General features: G+C 65.6%; 13 protein-coding genes. 8 read left to right on the top strand and 5 right to left on the bottom strand.

What is annotated here, in order from left to right; all coding sequences use genetic code 11:
* The first annotated feature begins 8 nt into the window (after window positions 1-8).
* The 4 genes from dtd to M3M27_RS17390 all read left to right on the top strand — a co-directional run bounded on the left by dtd (window position 9) and on the right by M3M27_RS17390 (window position 5,091).
* Window positions 9-449: a D-aminoacyl-tRNA deacylase gene (gene dtd, locus M3M27_RS17405; RefSeq protein WP_434026414.1), complete on the top strand. Its 441-nt coding sequence runs from the start codon at window positions 9-11 to the stop codon at window positions 447-449.
* 141 nt (window positions 450-590) lie between these two features.
* On the top strand, window positions 591-2,462 hold the full coding sequence (gene rpoD / locus M3M27_RS17400) for an RNA polymerase sigma factor RpoD (RefSeq protein ID WP_434026413.1): 1,872 nt from the start codon (window positions 591-593) through the stop codon (window positions 2,460-2,462).
* Between the two features lie 1,044 nt (window positions 2,463-3,506).
* Window positions 3,507-4,379: a glyoxalase III HchA gene (gene hchA, locus M3M27_RS17395; protein ID WP_434026412.1), complete on the top strand. Its 873-nt coding sequence runs from the start codon at window positions 3,507-3,509 to the stop codon at window positions 4,377-4,379.
* Complete coding sequence (locus M3M27_RS17390; protein ID WP_434028036.1) at window positions 4,360-5,091, top strand: PA1136 family autoinducer-binding transcriptional regulator; 732 nt, start codon at window positions 4,360-4,362, stop codon at window positions 5,089-5,091. The genes hchA and M3M27_RS17390 overlap by 20 nt, the downstream gene beginning before the upstream one ends.
* A gap of 14 nt (window positions 5,092-5,105) precedes the next feature.
* Here the strand turns inward: M3M27_RS17390 and M3M27_RS17385 are convergent, their stop codons facing one another.
* Together M3M27_RS17385 and M3M27_RS17380 are read right to left on the bottom strand one after the other, a co-directional pair.
* On the bottom strand, window positions 5,106-5,300 hold the full coding sequence (locus M3M27_RS17385) for a zinc-binding dehydrogenase (RefSeq protein ID WP_434026411.1): 195 nt from the start codon (window positions 5,298-5,300) through the stop codon (window positions 5,106-5,108).
* Window positions 5,301-5,373: 73 nt separating this feature from the next.
* Window positions 5,374-6,213 carry a helix-turn-helix transcriptional regulator gene (locus M3M27_RS17380; RefSeq protein WP_140726582.1) on the bottom strand — a complete coding sequence of 280 codons (840 nt, stop codon included), beginning with the start codon at window positions 6,211-6,213 and terminating at the stop codon, window positions 5,374-5,376.
* A gap of 99 nt (window positions 6,214-6,312) precedes the next feature.
* Between M3M27_RS17380 and M3M27_RS17375 the strand changes: the two genes are divergently transcribed.
* The 4 genes from M3M27_RS17375 to M3M27_RS17360 all read left to right on the top strand — a co-directional run bounded on the left by M3M27_RS17375 (window position 6,313) and on the right by M3M27_RS17360 (window position 13,385).
* The gene (locus tag M3M27_RS17375) at window positions 6,313-7,218 is read left to right on the top strand and encodes an SDR family oxidoreductase (RefSeq protein WP_140726585.1); all 906 of its coding nucleotides are present in this window, start codon (window positions 6,313-6,315) and stop codon (window positions 7,216-7,218) included.
* Window positions 7,219-7,888: 670 nt separating this feature from the next.
* A complete protein-coding gene (locus M3M27_RS17370; protein WP_434026410.1) occupies window positions 7,889-10,312 on the top strand; it encodes a beta-L-arabinofuranosidase domain-containing protein in 2,424 nt (807 codons plus the stop codon).
* A gap of 127 nt (window positions 10,313-10,439) precedes the next feature.
* The gene (locus tag M3M27_RS17365; RefSeq protein WP_434026409.1) at window positions 10,440-12,389 is read left to right on the top strand and encodes a glycoside hydrolase family 2 TIM barrel-domain containing protein; all 1,950 of its coding nucleotides are present in this window, start codon (window positions 10,440-10,442) and stop codon (window positions 12,387-12,389) included.
* A 9-nt stretch (window positions 12,390-12,398) separates the two neighbouring features.
* Complete coding sequence (locus M3M27_RS17360; RefSeq protein WP_434026408.1) at window positions 12,399-13,385, top strand: alpha/beta hydrolase; 987 nt, start codon at window positions 12,399-12,401, stop codon at window positions 13,383-13,385.
* A gap of 54 nt (window positions 13,386-13,439) precedes the next feature.
* Here M3M27_RS17360 and M3M27_RS17355 read toward each other — a convergent pair whose 3' ends face one another.
* Genes M3M27_RS17355 through M3M27_RS17345 form a run of 3 tightly spaced genes read right to left on the bottom strand, consistent with a single transcriptional unit; the run spans window position 13,440 to window position 16,114 of the window.
* Window positions 13,440-14,501 carry a PoNe immunity protein domain-containing protein gene (locus M3M27_RS17355; RefSeq protein WP_434026407.1) on the bottom strand — a complete coding sequence of 354 codons (1,062 nt, stop codon included), beginning with the start codon at window positions 14,499-14,501 and terminating at the stop codon, window positions 13,440-13,442.
* A gap of 6 nt (window positions 14,502-14,507) precedes the next feature.
* Complete coding sequence (locus tag M3M27_RS17350; RefSeq protein WP_434026406.1) at window positions 14,508-15,935, bottom strand: hypothetical protein; 1,428 nt, start codon at window positions 15,933-15,935, stop codon at window positions 14,508-14,510.
* Complete coding sequence (locus M3M27_RS17345) at window positions 15,932-16,114, bottom strand: hypothetical protein (RefSeq protein WP_434026405.1); 183 nt, start codon at window positions 16,112-16,114, stop codon at window positions 15,932-15,934. Before M3M27_RS17345 ends, M3M27_RS17350 begins: the two co-directional genes overlap by 4 nt.
* Between the last annotated feature and the right edge of the window lie 249 nt (window positions 16,115-16,363).

Raw genomic sequence — 16,363 nt, 5'->3', positions numbered from 1 at the left:
GCCAGGCCGTGCTTGCCCTCATCCAACGCGTGTCGCAGGCCTCGGTGGAGGTGGACGGGCACATCGTCGGCCAGATCGGGCCGGGGCTGCTGGCCCTGGTCGGCGTCGAGCCCGGCGACGATCCGGCCCGCATCCGCAGGCTGGCCGAGCGGCTGCTGGGCTACCGGGTGTTCGCCGACGACGCGGGCAGGATGAACCGCTCGCTGGCCGATACCGGGGGCGGCTTGCTGCTGGTCAGCCAGTTCACCCTGGCCGCGGATACCTCCTCCGGCATGCGCCCGGGCTTCAGCACCGCCGCCCCGCCGGCCGAGGCTGAACGCGCGTTCAATGAATTGGTGGCGATCTGCCGCGAAAAACACGCCGGCAGGGTGGAAACCGGACGCTTCGGTGCCCATATGGTCGTCAGCCTGGTCAACGATGGCCCGGTGACCTTCCTGTTGCGGCCCTGAAACGCCGCAAGGGGGATGGCCCAGTCGCCCTGCATTCCGGCGCACGGCGGCGGGGACGGTTTGTTGATGAACTATTCTCCGCCTGGCGCGGTATAATGCTAGGTTCTCCTTATTTCTTCCCAGCCGGTGGCGCGATCACTCATGGCGAACGAACGTCCTGCCCAGCAATCCGATATCAAGCAACTGATCAGCAAGGGCCTGGAACAGGGCTACCTGACCTACGCCGAAGTCAACGATCACCTGCCCGACGACCTGGTCGACCCGGAGCAGATCGAGGACATCATCGGCATGATCAACGGCATGGGCATCGATGTCCATGAAGTTGCGCCCGATGCCGAAACCCTGCTGTTGAACGACGGCAACACCGGCGGCCGCGAGGTCGACGACACCGCGGCCGAAGAAGCCGCGGCCGCGCTGAGCGCGCTCGACACCGAGGGTGGCCGCACCACCGACCCGGTGCGCATGTACATGCGCGAGATGGGCACGGTCGAGCTGCTGACCCGCGAGGGCGAGATCGCCATCGCCAAGCGCATCGAGGAGGGCCTGAGCCAGGTCCAGGCCGCGCTCGGCACCTTCCCGCTGTCGATCGAGATGCTCCTGAGCGACTACGAGGAGCACAAGGAAGGCCGCAAGCGCCTGGCCGAGGTCATCGTCGGCTTCAACGACCTGATCGAGGAGGCCGATGCCGCCGCGGCGGCCGCCGCCGAACTGGCCGAGGACACCTCGGCCGACGCCGACAGCGATGACGACGAGGACGAGGACGACGTCGGCGGCGGCGACGAGGATGCCGCGCCGACCGGTCCGGACCCGGCCGAGGTCGCCGTCCGCATGGAGGCGCTGGGCACCGAGTACGCCAAGTTCAAGAAGGCCTATGCCAAGCACGGCCCGGAGCACAAGTCCGTGGCCAAGGCGCGCGAGGACGTGGCCGCGATCTTCGTCACCCTCAAGCTGCCGCTCAACCTGACCGACACCCTGGTCAACCAGCTGCGCGGCCAGGTCAACGCGATCAAGGACCACGAGCGCAAGGTGCTGCACCTGGCGACCAACGTCGCCAAGATGCCGCGCAAGGACTTCATCCGTTCCTGGGAAGGCAACCAGACCAACCTGGAGTGGGTGGACGACGCGCTCAAGCGCAAGCAGAAGTGGTCCTCGGCGCTGCGCGAGGTCAAGGACCAGATCATCGCCGAGCAGCAGGCCTCGATCGAGCTGGAGAAGGCCAACTACCTGACCCTGGCCGAGATCAAGGAGATCAGCCGCGCGATGGCCTACGGCGAGGCCAAGGCGCGCAAGGCCAAGAAGGAAATGGTCGAGGCCAACCTGCGCCTGGTGATCTCCATCGCCAAGAAGTACACCAACCGCGGCCTGCAGTTCCTCGACCTGATCCAGGAAGGCAACATCGGCCTGATGAAGGCCGTGGACAAGTTCGAGTACCGCCGCGGCTACAAGTTCTCGACCTATGCCACCTGGTGGATCCGCCAGGCGATCACCCGCTCGATCGCCGACCAGGCGCGCACCATCCGCATCCCGGTGCACATGATCGAGACGATCAACAAGCTCAACCGCATTTCCCGCCAGATGCTCCAGCAGTTCGGCCGCGAGGCCACCCCGGAGGAGCTGGCCAAGGAAATGGACATGCCCGAGGACAAGATCCGCAAGGTGATGAAGATCGCCAAGGAGCCGATCTCGATGGAGACCCCGATCGGCGACGACGAGGACTCGCATCTGGGCGACTTCATCGAGGACACCAACGTGGAGTCCCCGATCGACACGACCACCAACATCAACCTGCAGGAAACCGTGCGCGAAGTGCTGGCCGGCCTGACCCCGCGGGAAGCCAAGGTGCTGCGCATGCGCTTCGGCATCGACATGAACACCGACCACACACTGGAAGAGGTCGGCAAGCAGTTCGACGTCACCCGCGAACGCATCCGCCAGATAGAGGCCAAGGCGCTGCGCAAGCTGCGTCACCCGAGCCGCTCGGAGCAGCTGCGCAGTTTCCTCGACATCGATTGATTCTGCTCTTCGCTTTCTGATCGACATTGCGGCCGCGTATGCGGCCGCAGTGCTGTCAGGGGCCGGCTGCTTCCTTTAGCAATTCCTGCTTGCGGCGTAAGCCTCGTGCGCTCTGCGCTACGTAGTTCTGATGCCTGTTGTTGGTGTCGGCGTTCTTGCAGGCGAGCGAGCAGAAGCGTCGCTGGCGTCCGCTGAGTGGGACGTCACAGATAACGCAAAGCCTATCGGATTTCATTCGAGGATCATAAGCGTCCCCGGTAAAAGGGATGCCCCTATCACAACAAATTGGTAGGATGTCGTTACGGGCCTATAGCTCAATGGTTAGAGCAGAGGACTCATCGAAAGGTGACCCCGGCATCGAAAGGGCCGGTGGAAAAACGGGATGAATTCAGGGGAACCGCAGCGGTCTGGCCGGCGGCAATCCTGAGCCAAGCCGGCGGTACACCGTCGGAAGGTGCAGAGACTACCTGAGGGCTACAGTGCCCTTGATGACAGGCTAGAGCGTCCCGCACCCCACCAGCGCAAGCTGCGGGTGAAGAGATAGTCCGCGCCGGGGGAAACTCCGGAACAAGCGAATCCTTTGGTTCCAGGTTCGAGTCCTGGTGGGCCCACCACTGCTTCGCAGGCGCTGCCTCGTCTTGTTCTTGTAAGCATAAGTTGTCCGTCAGGCCGCGACAGGGGGCCGGTGCGGCGACCGCGGGACAAGGTTGGCATCGGCCCCGACAAGCGCAATCACTCGCACTCTTCAATATTTTCGCCACCTCACGCCTAGACAGCCTATGCAAACGCTAAGGCGAGCAATGGCGGCATGCAAGCCAAACGGCCCCTGCTGGACTGAAGTTCTTGTGTCGAAGTCGATAGCGCACGCATCCCACGCGTATGGCCGTTCCGACCCAAAGCTGCCCTTCCTTGGTGGGAGGATAAGTCAACCTGGAACCGTTCCTTCGCCAACTCAGGGCACAGCATTGCGGGAAATCCCTCATTGTGGGGTGCTCCGATGGGGCTAGCATAAGACGGCAACCGTCAACCAGAGGACGCCCCCCCATGACTGACCACGACAAGAACGACAAGCGACCGAAGCCGGATCCGGCGGAGAACAACGCCTTTTTCCCCTCCCCTTATTCGCTTAGTCAATTCACCAGGCCCAAGTCCGATCTCTCGGGTGCGGATTATCCGAAGCCCTACACTGGGGGGCGTTGGAAGATTCTGGTGATCGGAGCAGATGAGCGCTACCTGATGACCGACAATGGTGCCTTTTTCTCGACTGGCAACCATCCGGTAGAGACTCTGCTGCCGATGTACCACTTGGACAAGGCGGGGTTCACGTTTGACATCGCGACCGTGTCCGGCAACCCGGTCAAGTTCGAGTTCTGGGCAATGCCATCGGAAGATGAAGAGGTCAAGGGGCTATTTACCAAATACCACCAGCAGTTCAAACAGCCCAAGAAGCTTTCCGATGTCGTCGAACAGGGCCTTGGCGACGATTCCGACTATATCGCCGTGTTTATTCCTGGGGGCCATGGTGCATTGATCGGATTGCCGGCAAGCCCGGACGTGAGGAAGGTGCTGGAGTGGGCGCATGCAGCCGGCAAGTTCACTATCTCGTTGTGTCATGGTCCGGCTGCATTGATCGCAGCAGTGGACGAAAGTGGAAAGAATATCTTTAGCGGCTACGAGATCTGCGCGTTCCCCGATGCGCTGGATGCGAAGACTCCGGACATCGGCTACATGCCCGGCCATCTCACCTGGAAGTTCGGCGAGACGTTGGAGGGCATGGGCCTGAAGATCCTCAATAGCGACATTTCGGGACAGGTGCATCGCGATCGCGATCTGCTGACCGGCGACAGCCCGTTGGCGGGCAATGCGCTGGGCAAGCTTGCAGCCCAAACCCTGCTGGATGCCGTGGCCAAGGCTTGATCACCGTATGGACGCCTTGTCCTCGGCCCTCGCAATCGAACGTTGCCGTCGGATGTCGGACATCCACGAACGAGTACGCACGACTGGTCACCAGTGGGGATACGACCGCTTTGTCTTGTATTCGGCCTCGGGGTTGGACGAAGGGGCCGTGGAACAGATCTATTGGGTCGATGGGGACTGGCTGGGCACCGGCGAGGCGGTAGATATGGAGACATACATCCGCCACTGCCCGGTCACGAGGCATGTAGCGGCGGCCACTGAGCCGTTTTTCTGGACCAAGGTGTGGCGATCGAACGGTGAGCGATATCGCATAACCGCTAGCCCACGCGGCGAGGGCATCCATGGCATTCAGGTGCCGGTATTCGGCCCGGCAGGCCTGGAAGGTGCTATGAGCGCTGGTGGCGAGCGCATCGATGCCTCGCCGGGGGCTCGCTTCGGAATGGAGTTGGTGGCGCTAGCCGCCTTCCGCACTACGCGCAAACTCCTGGCTCCGGGTGAGGTTGCGGAAAGGAAAGTAACGCTGTCGAAGCGCGAAAAGGAAGTGCTGTCGCTGATCGCGGGCGGCAGGCGGCAGAGCGATGTAGCAGCGACGCTCGCATTATCCGAGCGCACGGTTGAGAACCACCTGCGGCGCATTCGTGCGCGACTTGGTGTGGCCACCACAGCGCAAGCGGTCACGGTGGCGATCCGCAACGGCATTATCGGCCAGTGAACCGAGGGGGAACATCAGTGCGAAACTCGCATCACGATTTTCCCCACATAACCACCGGCTTCCATCATGCGGTGAGCCTCCGCCACCTGATTCAACTCGAACACGCGTGCGATTTGCGGGCGCGCCACTCCTTGCGCAAGCAGCGGCCACACCTGGTCGACAAGATCATGGGCAATGACGCCTTTCTCCTCGACACTGCGCGGGCGCATCGCAGAGCCAGGGAAATAACAGTTCCAGGTTCACTTCCTTCCACTGGCCGCGCCGGAGGCGCGTGTCCGCGGATCAGGATTCCTGGGCGGGAGGCGAGGCCAGGAGCGCTCGGATCCGTTCGGCGTCGGCGGGCGTGGCGGGGTTGAAGACCATCATCGCCAGGTCCGGTCGGCCATCGACGGCGAAGACTGAGAATTCCAGTTCGAGCCGGCCCGCCTGCGGATGGTGGAGGCGCTTGCGGCCCTCGCTGTAGTCGGCGACGTCGTGGTCGCGCCACAGCGCCTCGAACTCGGGACTGGTCCGCGAGAGTTCCTCGACCAGATCGTCGATCTCGGCGCCGGCGCCGGCGCGCGCGGCATCGGCGCGGAAGGTGCCGACCACGAAGCGGGCGACGCTCCTCCAGTCCTCCTGCGCGGCGCGCACGCGCGCATCCGAGAACATCAGGCGCAGGATGTTGCGGCGTTCCGGCGGAAGCTTGCCGTAGTCGGTCAGCAGCGTCGCGGCCGCGCGGTTCCAGGCCACCACGTCCCAGGTCGCGGTCTTGAGGATGGCGGGGCTGGCGGGCATGGCGTCGAGCACGTTCTGCAGCCGCGACGCGACGCCGTCGAAGCCCTTGTAGCGCGGTTCCGGCGGGCGCCCGAGCGCGAGCATGAACATGTGCTCGCGTTCGGTCTCGGTAAGCATCAGCGCGGCCGCCAGGCGATTGAGGACCTCGGGCGAAGGCGCGCCGCCGCGGCCCTGTTCGAGCCAGGTGTACCAGGTCGGGCTGATGTTCGCGCGCTGCGCGACCTCCTCGCGCCGCAGCCCGGGCGTGCGCCGGCGGCCGCCGTTGAAGCCGAACGTGGCCGGATCGAGCCGGGTGCGGCGTTCGCGCAGGAAATGGCCGAGCGAGTGGCCGGAATCGGTGCTCATGCGCAACCTGTTAGTCGGTATACCATGATAAAGACACTGCTTTTATGGGATCCAGCGTAGGCCGATAGTGCCCGTCCGTACAACACCGGGAGCATCTGCATGCGCGTATTTCTCACTGGGGCCACGGGTTTCATCGGGTCCCGCATCGTGCCCGAGCTGACGGCGGCCGGGCACGAGGTCGTCGGCCTGACGCGGTCGGAGGAAGGGGCCCGTCTGCTGGCCGCGGCCGGCGCGAAGGCGTACCGCGGCACGCTGGAGGATCCGGGCAGCCTCCGTGCCGGCGCCGACGCGGCGGATGCCGTGATCCATACGGCCTTCGACCACGACTTTTCCAACTTCGTCGCGAACTGCGAGAAGGACCGGCGCGTGATCGAGGCGCTCGGCTCCGCGCTCAAGGGTTCGAACCGACCGCTGCTCATCACCTCGGGCACCGGCATGGGCGGTGCCGGTGCCGGGCGGCTCGCCAGTGAGGACGTCTTCGACACGGAACATCCCAATCCGCGCGTGGCGTCCGAACTGGCCGGTGCCGCCTTGCTGGAAGCGGGCGTCAACGTATCCGTCGTGCGGCTGCCGCAGGTCCACGACACGGTGAAGCAGGGCCTGGTCACGCCTTACGTGGCGCTCGCGCGCGAAAAGGGCGTCGTCGCCTACCTGGGCGAAGGCACGAACCGGTGGCCGGCGGCGCACGTGCTCGACGTGGCGAGGTTGTATCGCCTGGCGCTGGAGAAAGGGGAGCCCGGCGCGCGCTACCACGCGGTCGCCGAGGAAGGCGTGCCGGTGCGCGAGATCGCGCAGGTGCTCGGCGAAGGCCTCGGGGTCCCGGTGGTCTCCCTCGCACCGGAAAAGGCGGCCGAGCACTTCGGCTGGCTGGCGATGTTCGTCGGTCTCGACCTGCGGGCTTCCAGCGCGCTGACGCGCGAACGGCTCGGCTGGCGGCCCGAAGGACCGGGGCTGATCGACGACCTGAAACGAATGGATTACGCCGCCGCGGCCGTGCATGAGTGAGGAAGCCGAGCCGCCGATGAAGCGGAGCGCTGATACGCGGATACTTCGCGCTTGCAGGAAGCACTGGAGCCTTGGGAAACCAAGGCTCTTTTGTTTTGGGGATCGGATTCGATGCCTTCCGTCGCGGCAAGCAGGCAAAGAACGATCGGATCGCAGATCGCCAAGGCATCGCGGAACAAGCCTGCCACCCGAGAGCGGCAGCGCCGATGCCGAACGAAAATCCATGGGGCGCTCTGCGCAAGCGAACATCGCGAAGCGGATGCGCTCCATCGCACCGGCGCGCGGGGAGAACGGCCGACATAGCCGCAGATCTCGCGCGGCAACGATGCATTAGTGACGATATGGATATTTGAAAAATAAAAAACGGGATCGTTCCCATCGATGCGGACATCGTCGAGCCGCGAATATCGAAGACCACGGCGTATATGGGTTTATGTATATGTGCCCGACATTTGCGCATTTGTGGCATATGCATGCAGGCCACAGAATTCAGCGGCGTTTCAGTCGCACGGGCGTCTGCGCATTCGCCAGGAGGCACTCTTCTTACCATGAAGCTGTCCCGCCGATCTTTCGTTCAGTCCGCCGCCGTCGCGGCCACGCTGCCCATGTGGGGGGCACGCGCAGCGGCGCTTGCCATCGGTGGCCGCCGTCCTTTGCGGCATCGGTTGCCATGAACGTCGATCGCACCCACGGGCTCAGCCGGCGCGACTTCGTCAAGTCCGTGGCTCTGGCCGCGGCGATCCCGCGCCTCGCGTGGGCCGGCGATGCCGGCGGTGCGGGCGGCGGCGTCCGCATGTTCGCGCTCGCCGACGTCCAGCTCGGCGACGGCGTGTTCGCGCGTTCGCATGCGCTCAACCGCCGCTACCTGGCCGCGCTGGAGGTCGATCGCCTGGTCGCGCCCTACCGGATCGAAGCGGCGCTGGCGCCGCGCGCGCCCAAGTATCCGAACTGGGAGTCGATGGGCCTGGAAGGGCACACGGCCGGGCACTACCTGTCGGCCCTGGCGCAGGAGGCCGCCCAGGGCGACGAGGAGATGCGCCGGCGCCTGGATTACATGGTGGCGGAGCTGGCGGCCTGCCAGCAGGCCAACGGCGACGGTTACGTCGGCGCCGTGCCCAACGGCCGCGCGCTGTGGAGCAGCGTCGCGGCGGGCACCATCGATGCCGGTTCCTTCTCGCTGGGCAACGCGTGGGTGCCGTTCTACAACCTGCACAAGATGTTCGCCGGCCTGCGCGATGCCTGGTTGCATGCGGGCCAGCGCCAGGCCCGCGAGATGCTCATCGCCTTCGCCGACTGGGCCGATCGCCTGGTGGCCGGGCTCGACGACCGGCAGATGCAGGCGCTGCTCGCCACCGAGCATGGCGGCATGAACGAGGTGCTGGCCGACGTCTTCGCCATCACCGGCGACCGGCGCTACCTGGCGCTGGCGCGCCGCTTTTCGCATCGTGCGCTGCTCGATCCGCTGTTGCGCCGCGAGGACGCGCTGGACGGCCTGCACGCCAATACCCAGATCCCGAAGGTCATCGGCTTCGCCCGCATCGGCGAACTGGACGGCGACCAGGCCTGGATCGACGCGGCCGCCTTCTTCTGGGACACGGTGGTCCAGCGGCGCAGCATCGCCTTCGGCGGCAACAGCACGCGCGAGCATTTCAATCCGGTCGGCGACTTCGGCACGATGGTGGCATCGCCGGAAGGGCCGGAGACCTGCAACAGCTACAACATGCTGCGCCTGAGCATGCAGCTGTACCGGCTGGACCCGCAGCCGCGCTATGCCGATTTCTACGAGCGCACGCTGTTCAACCACATCCTCTCCAGCCAGCATCCGCGGCATGGCGGGCTGGTCTACTTCACGCCGATCCGCCCGCGCCACTACCGGGTCTATTCGCAGCCGCAGGAATGCTTCTGGTGCTGCGTCGGCACCGGCATGGAGAACCACGGCCGCCACGGTGCGTTCGCCTACGCCCACGACGCGCACGCGTTGACCGTCAACCTGTACATGGCCTCGCAGCTGCAGTGGCGCGAGCGCGGGCTGGTCGTGCGCCAGGACACGCGCTTCCCGGAAGCGCCATCGAGCCGGCTGTCGCTGCAGTTGCGCAAGCCGCAGCGTTTCCGGCTGCGCCTGCGCCATCCGCACTGGTTGGAAGGGCCGCTCGATGTGCGCGTCAACGGCAAGCCCTGGCCACTGCAGTCCACGCCTTGCTCCTATGCCAGCATCGAGCGCGAGTGGGCCGACGGAGACGTCGTCGAGATCGACTTGCCCATGCGCACCCGGATCGAGGGATTGCCGGATGGCTCGGACTACGTGGCGATCCTGCACGGCCCGGTCGTGCTGGCCGCGCGCACCGGTACCGAGGACTTGGCCGGGTTGATCGCCGACGATGGCCGCGGCAGCCACGTCGCGGCGGGTCCGTTGCTGTCCCTGGATCGCGCGCCGATGCTGGTCGGCGACCGGGATGAACTGGCGGCCCGGGTCAGGCCCGTGCCGGGGCGCCCGCTCACCTTCGAGGCCGGCGAGCTGATCCAGCCCGCCGCCTTCAAGTCGCTGCGGCTGGAGCCCCTGTCGCAGGTGCATGACGCGCGATACGTCGTGTACTGGCGTACCGCCACCGCGTCCGCCTATCCGGCGCTGTTGCGCAGGATCGAGGACGACGAACGCCAGCGGCAGGCGCTGGAGGATCGCACCCTGGACCACGTGGCGCCCGGCGAGCAGCAACCCGAGGTGGAGCACCGGTACCAAGGCCAGGACAGCAACACCGGCATCCACCTGGGGCGCCATTGGCGCGATACGGGGCGGTGGATTTCCTATCGATTGAAGGCGCGGGACGGCAGCGCCCCGGCTGCCGCCGTGGAACTGTTGCTCGCCTTCGACGGGGGAGACCGCAACCCGGGCTTCGACCTGCTGGTCGACGGGCGCAGGCTGGAGACGATCGCGCTGCAAGGCGGCGCAAGCGGCACGTTCGTCGAGCGCAGGATCGCCCTGCCACAGGACCTGGCCCGGGCGGCGTTCGGCCAGGGCATCGAAGTGAAGCTGGTCGCCTCGCCCGGACGGCGCACCAGCGGCCTGTTCGACCTGCGCTTGCTGCGGGGCGATTGAAGACCATGCCCGGAACAACGACGCACGCGTTGCGTGGAGCCGCGGTGCCCAGCACGCGGGAAGCCATCGCGAAAGCGCGCCCTCTCACCTTTCCTTCCACCCACTCGGACGCGACAGGGAAGCCCGGGTGACCCTGGTCTCGGACGTGCTGGACGCCACCGGCAAGCGCGTCGCCACGCAGCGCAGCGAGCAGGCCGTGCCCGCCACCGGCATGTTCGACTACGACCAGACCCTGCCCGAGATCGTCCGGCCGCGGCTGTGGTCGCCGGACCAGCCCTATCTGTACATGCTGCTCAGCCAGCTCTACGTGGACGGCCGGCTCGTCGACCGCTTCGAGACGCCGTTCGGCATCCGCACGGTCAAGTTCACCGCCGACCAGGGCTTCTTCCTCAACGGCAAGCATCTCTACCTGGTCGGCGCCAACGTGCACCAGGACCAGGCCGGTTGGGGCGACGGCGTGACCGACGGCGCGGCCCGGCGCGACGTGAAGATGGTCAAGGACGCCGGCTTCAACTTCATCCGCGGCTCGCACTATCCGCACTCGCCGGCCTTCACGAGGGCGACGGACGAACTTGGCATCCTGTTCTGGTCGGAAGCGCCGTTCTGGGGCATCGGCGGCTTCGGCGCCGACGGCAGTTGGCTGTCCAGCGCCTATCCGCCGGACCCGGCGGACAGGCCCGCGTTCGAGGCCAGCGTGTTGCAGCAGGTCGAGGAGATGGTGCGCATCCACCGCAACCGCCCGTCGGTCTTCGTGTGGAGCGCCAGCAACGAACCCTTCTTCACCAAGGGCGATGCGATGGAGGCGATGCGGGATTTCCTCAAGCGCGAGGTGGCGTTCTTCCACCGCATCGACCCGACGCGGCCGGTCGCCATCGGCGGCGCGCAACGCGGCGGGATCGACAAGCTGGGCGACGTGGCCGGCTACAACGGCGACGGCGCAACGCTGTTCCTGGATCCCGGCGTGCCTTCGGTCGTGTCCGAATACGGCTCCACCATGGTCAACCGTCCCGGCGACTACGCGCCCGGCTTCGGGCTCATGCCCGATACGCCGGACCAGAAGGACAACCCCCGGCCGTACGCGTGGCGCTATCCCTGGCGCTCGGGCGAAGCGCTGTGGTGCGCGTTCGACCACGGCTCCATCGCCTCCATCGAGTTCGGCTCGATGGGCTTCATCGACTACTTCCGCCTGCCCAAGCGCCAGTACTACTGGTACCGCAGCACCTACGCGGGGGTGCCGCCGCCGGCCTGGCCGGTGGACGGCACGCCCGCGCAGTTGCAGTTGAGCGCCAGCCAGACCGTCATCCATGGCACCCAAGGCCTGGACGATACCCAGCTCGTCGTCACCGTGCAGGACGAGCATGGCCGTGCGCTCAGCAACTCGCCGGACGTGACGCTGGCCATCGTCAGCGGCCCGGGCAAGTTCCCCACCGGCCGCCGCATCGCCTTCAGCAACAAGTCGCTGGTCGCGATCCGCGACGGCCAGGCTGCGATCAGCTTCCGCTCCTACTACGCCGGCGAGAGCGTCATCGAGGCGACCTCGCCGGGCCTGAAGCCGGCACGCATGACGATCACGACGACCGGGCCGGACCGCTTCGTTCCCGGCCAGTCGCCGCTCGCCCCCGACCAGCCCGTCGTCGCCTATCCGCCGTTTACCCGCATCGCGTTCCCGGGCGATCCGGTCAACGTCGCGATCAACCGGCCGACCGCCAGCAGCGGCGCCGAGCCCGGCCACGAAGGCCCCAAGGCCAACGACGACCAGGAGCAGACCTGGTGGAAGGCCAGCGCCAAGGACGGTTCCGCCTTCTGGTTGATCCACCTGGAGAACGTCTACGCGTTGCATTGGCTGGCCCTGGTGATGCCCGACGACCAGGGCGCCGACTTTGTCGTCGAGATCAGCAAGGACAACACCGAATGGCAACAGGTCGGGGAGGGCAAGGGCGGGCGCAGGAGCTACGACTTCGCGCTGTTCGACAAGCCTCACGCCGCGGCCTTCCTGCGCATCCGTTTCCCCGACGTCACGCCCGAGCACCCTGCCGCACTGAGCGAGGTGCGGGTGATAGCGCTGCCCGAAAAATGAGGTTCCGACATGCACAACCGTTCAGTACACATCGCGTTCTCCAGCGCGTCCCCGATCGCCGGGTGGTCCATGCGGGTGATCGCGGCGCTGGCCTGTTGCCTGTTCGCCATCGCGGGTGCCGCGTTCGCGCAGGATCGCGCGCCGGATCAAGTACAGGTCACGCCCGAGCAGGCGCGCGCCAACTTCGCCCGGCCCATCGTGCTCGGTCCGGACGACGTACGCGCGTTTCCCGAGGCCCCGGCCGGGTTCCGCGACGAGCGCGCCGGCATCGCACGGGGCAGGGTGGAGACCTTCGCCTACCACTCCGGCGTTACCGGCACCACGCGCCAGGCCAACGTCTACCTGCCGGCCGGCTACTCGGCCAAGCGCAAATACCCGGTGCTCTATCTGCTGCACGGCATCGGCGGCAACCAGGACGAGTGGCGGGGCTATGTGCGCGCGCAAGCGATCCTGGACAACCTGATCGCCGACGGCAAGGCCGTGCCGATGATCGTCGTGATGCCCAATGGGCGCGCGCTGCCGGACGATCGCAGCCCGCCGGAAGACCGCGTGTTCACCCCGGAGAACGCCGCCGGTTTCGCCAGGTTCGAGCGCGACCTGCTCGACTTCCTGATCCCGGCGATCGAGGCGAAGTACCCGGTCCAGGCCGACCGCGAACACCGCGCGATCGCCGGGCTCTCGATGGGCGGCGGGCAGGCGTTGAACTTCGGCCTCGGGCATCCCGATACCTTCGCCTGGATCGGCGCGTTCTCGCCGGCCCCGAACACGCGGCCGCCGGCGGAGCTGCTGCCGGATCCGGAGGATGCGCGCTCGCGGTTCGCGCTGCTGTACCTGTCGTGCGGCAACCGCGATGGCTTGATCAACGTTGCGCAAGGCGTGCAGGCCTACCTGAAGCAGCACCGCATCCCGCACGTCTGGAACGTCGACGACCACGGCCACGACGGCGACAGCTGGGCCAACAATCTCTATTACTTCGCGCAGAAGCTCTTCCGCTGAAGGGATCGCGCAATGCCTGCGGGAGGGCCTGGGCGGTTGCCCAGGCATCTGCCGTCAGGCCAGCTTCGGCGTCGTTTGATCCGGACTCCATAGCCAGAAGGTACTGCCGTAGTCGGTGCCCTCGATCTCCGGGAACACCTCGCCTTGCTTGAAATGGCGGCGTGAACCGATCTGGGCCGGGGTGTACCACCAGCCGGTCTGCGGAACCGGATCACCGGCGGGCACGCGGCCGGGTGTTTGGGCAGCATGTTCTGCCGCGCCGGCGGCGTGCTGCCGGGCATAGTCGGCCAGGTCCCTGGGATAGAACGGCATGTCGCGGTAGCGGCTGTCGTCGATGCCGAGCACGAACGTCGTGGCGGCGGCTTCCCAGGACCAGTAACCGTAGAAGGATACGCCTGCTCCTTCATGTTGCCCTTCATAGGGCTCACGGCGACTGGCGTGATACCACTCATCCAGGTACTTGGCCATCAGGGCCGGCCGGTCCTCCGGCGCGGCATCGAATACCTTGAACAGCTTGCGATACGGCAGATGGCGGGTGGCCTTGTCCGGGATCGGGCGGCCCGGTACCCAGGGGGCGACCAGGCGCTCCAGCAGGCCATCGTGGATGCCAAGCTCGGCGTTGACGTAATCCAGGAACGCCATGACCCTCGGCATCTCTTGCGCGTGTCCGGTCAACAGCCCGAAGCATACGGGGCGCAAGGCGGCCCGCCAGTATTCGTTTTCTTCCAGTGCGACGTGCGGGGTGCGGTCCCCCGACTTGTTTTCCGGTGACTGGTGGTACGCCTCATGGAAGCGACCGTACTCCTCGGCCCACTCCAGCGCATAGGGCCACACTTCAGCCAGTTGGGATACGGGGGCGCCGGCGGAGTACTGGTAGCTCATCCAATCCATCGCGTCCCATAACCGTCGCCGAGTGGAGGTCATCAACCCGCCTTTATCTGCTTTGCCAAGATATTTCGGCAGATCGGTGGTGACCATGGCGATGCCGCCCAGTTTGTCGTTGAACCGTTTGTCGTAGACAGTAAAGCGCAGATATGGCTCCCGCCGCTTTTCAAACGAGGCTTCAGGAATCTTCCAAGAGAACCATTGTTGCCAGTCCGGCATCGGAAGGGACATGAAGAGTTACTCCAGCAAAATGGTATTGGGCAGCACGAACTCAGTGCCGATCTGGTGGCTGGATGCCGGTTTTGCGCATCGACCGGACACCGCCCCCCTGGCTCTTTCGTGCTGATTGAGATTGGGGCCGACCACGGTGATGATGCTGCGGTCGTAAGGGCATTTCACCAGGCTACGCTGCAGTTGCCCGTTCTCGAAGGTGGTCTGCGCACCGAGCTTGAAACTATTGCGTTCCCACGCCTCGACATGCGGTTCTAGCATTGCCGCATGTTGTGGAAGCAAGCCACACTTATCGATCCTGTCGGCAATCCAGCGATGACTCATCTGCTTGCCGCTTCGGGTCGATTTCGAGTTCACCGCGCCGCGTGCCTTGGCTTCCTCCTCATCCCCCAGGTAGGCATCGATGCCATATTCCAGGGCCTCCCACACCGCCTTGGCGGTTTCCAGCTTGTGGAACGCCCCGGCGGTACCCTTGGTGTCGCTCACCCGGTAGCCATGGGGTAGCCGGCTGCCATGCCAGACATGATCGATGCCGGTGTGGCCGGGTTGCCTCATCTCGAACAGCACGCCTTGGTGGCTGACCTTCTCGCGGCTGCGCTGGCGGCGGGCGAAGTAGTAATCGGCAATATGCTCGCCTGATACCCCCGTTTGTGTCCGGTTCTGCGTCGAACGCTGGCTCTGGCGCTTGCTGGTGGTGGCGGTGCCGCTGGCTGGCGTGTCGGTGCCTGCCGTGGTTCTCCGAACGGTGGCAGGCGCCTGCGTTCCCGGTGTGGGGCGGGCATTGGGCGCGCGGCCGGGAAGTGCGGGCGCGTGTCCGGCGGTGCTGGGGAGCGGATCGCGCAATGCCTGCTGGTGCAACTGGCGCAGGGAATCCATCGCCTCGTCGATCTTGCGCGCGGCCATCTGCTTGAGATCATCGAGCTGCCGGATCAGCCGCTGCACTCCCTGGCGGCCAAGCACCCAGCGCGTGACCTGGTATTCCAGAACGTCGATCATGCCGGCCAGGATGTCGTCCACCGAACGCGAGAGTTCCCGGGTGTACTGGACCCAGTTCAGCTCCCGGAACCATTTCTCGACGTTGCCGCGCACCTTGTTGGGCAGGCTGTCGAGGATGCGCCCCATCTTCTTGCCGTTGCGCATCATCATGAATACGTTCTTCAGCGCATCGCCGAACAGCGGCACCAGGGCAACCAGCGACAGCACCAGCCCTATCCAGTTGTTCGCGTCGGAGGGAGCCTTGGTGAGGGCATAGAGCGAGCGCAGGATGTTGTAGGCGTCGATCGCCTGGCCGACATAAGGCACACAGCCCAGCACGACGGTCACGATCATCTGCGCGGCGGAGTTGCCGCGTCCTTCGACGACTTCCTGTACCCAGGAGAGGATTTCGGCCAGGGTGTCGTCCTCGGCCTTTTGCAGGGCGACATTGGCGCTCATGCGACGCCCTCCGTACCGTGGTCGTCCAGCATTACTTCGTCATGTTTCCCTGGCGTCGCGTCGTCCAATTCCTCGATGACCGACTCGCTGTCGTACTCGTAGTCCGACAGCAGGTCATCGTAGTCTTCCTCGCCGCTGTAGATCGCGGCCACCTCGTCCGGGAAATAGTTGTCCTCCATGAAGTCGGCTTGAACCCGAGGATCGGGTTTGCGGGCCGCTCCGGATACGGGAAGGCATCGCGTTGGTCGTAGCCGAAGAACACCTTGCCGGGCCCGGGGGGATTGGGGATCTTGGCTTCGCCGTTGGCATCGAGCGTGCCCGCGTTCTGCGTACCGTTGTCGAACAGCACCAGGTAAGGTGCGTCCACAACGGGCTTCAGATCCTTGTAGGCGTATTTGAGTTCGAGAACCTTCGGAGTCAGTCCGACT

Source organism: Xanthomonas boreopolis (assembly GCF_046529185.1).
GTDB classification, from domain to species: domain Bacteria; phylum Pseudomonadota; class Gammaproteobacteria; order Xanthomonadales; family Xanthomonadaceae; genus Pseudomonas_S; species Pseudomonas_S boreopolis.
The sequence above is the reverse complement of the archived record's forward strand: the minus strand, read 5'-3'. Positions and strand labels throughout refer to the sequence as shown.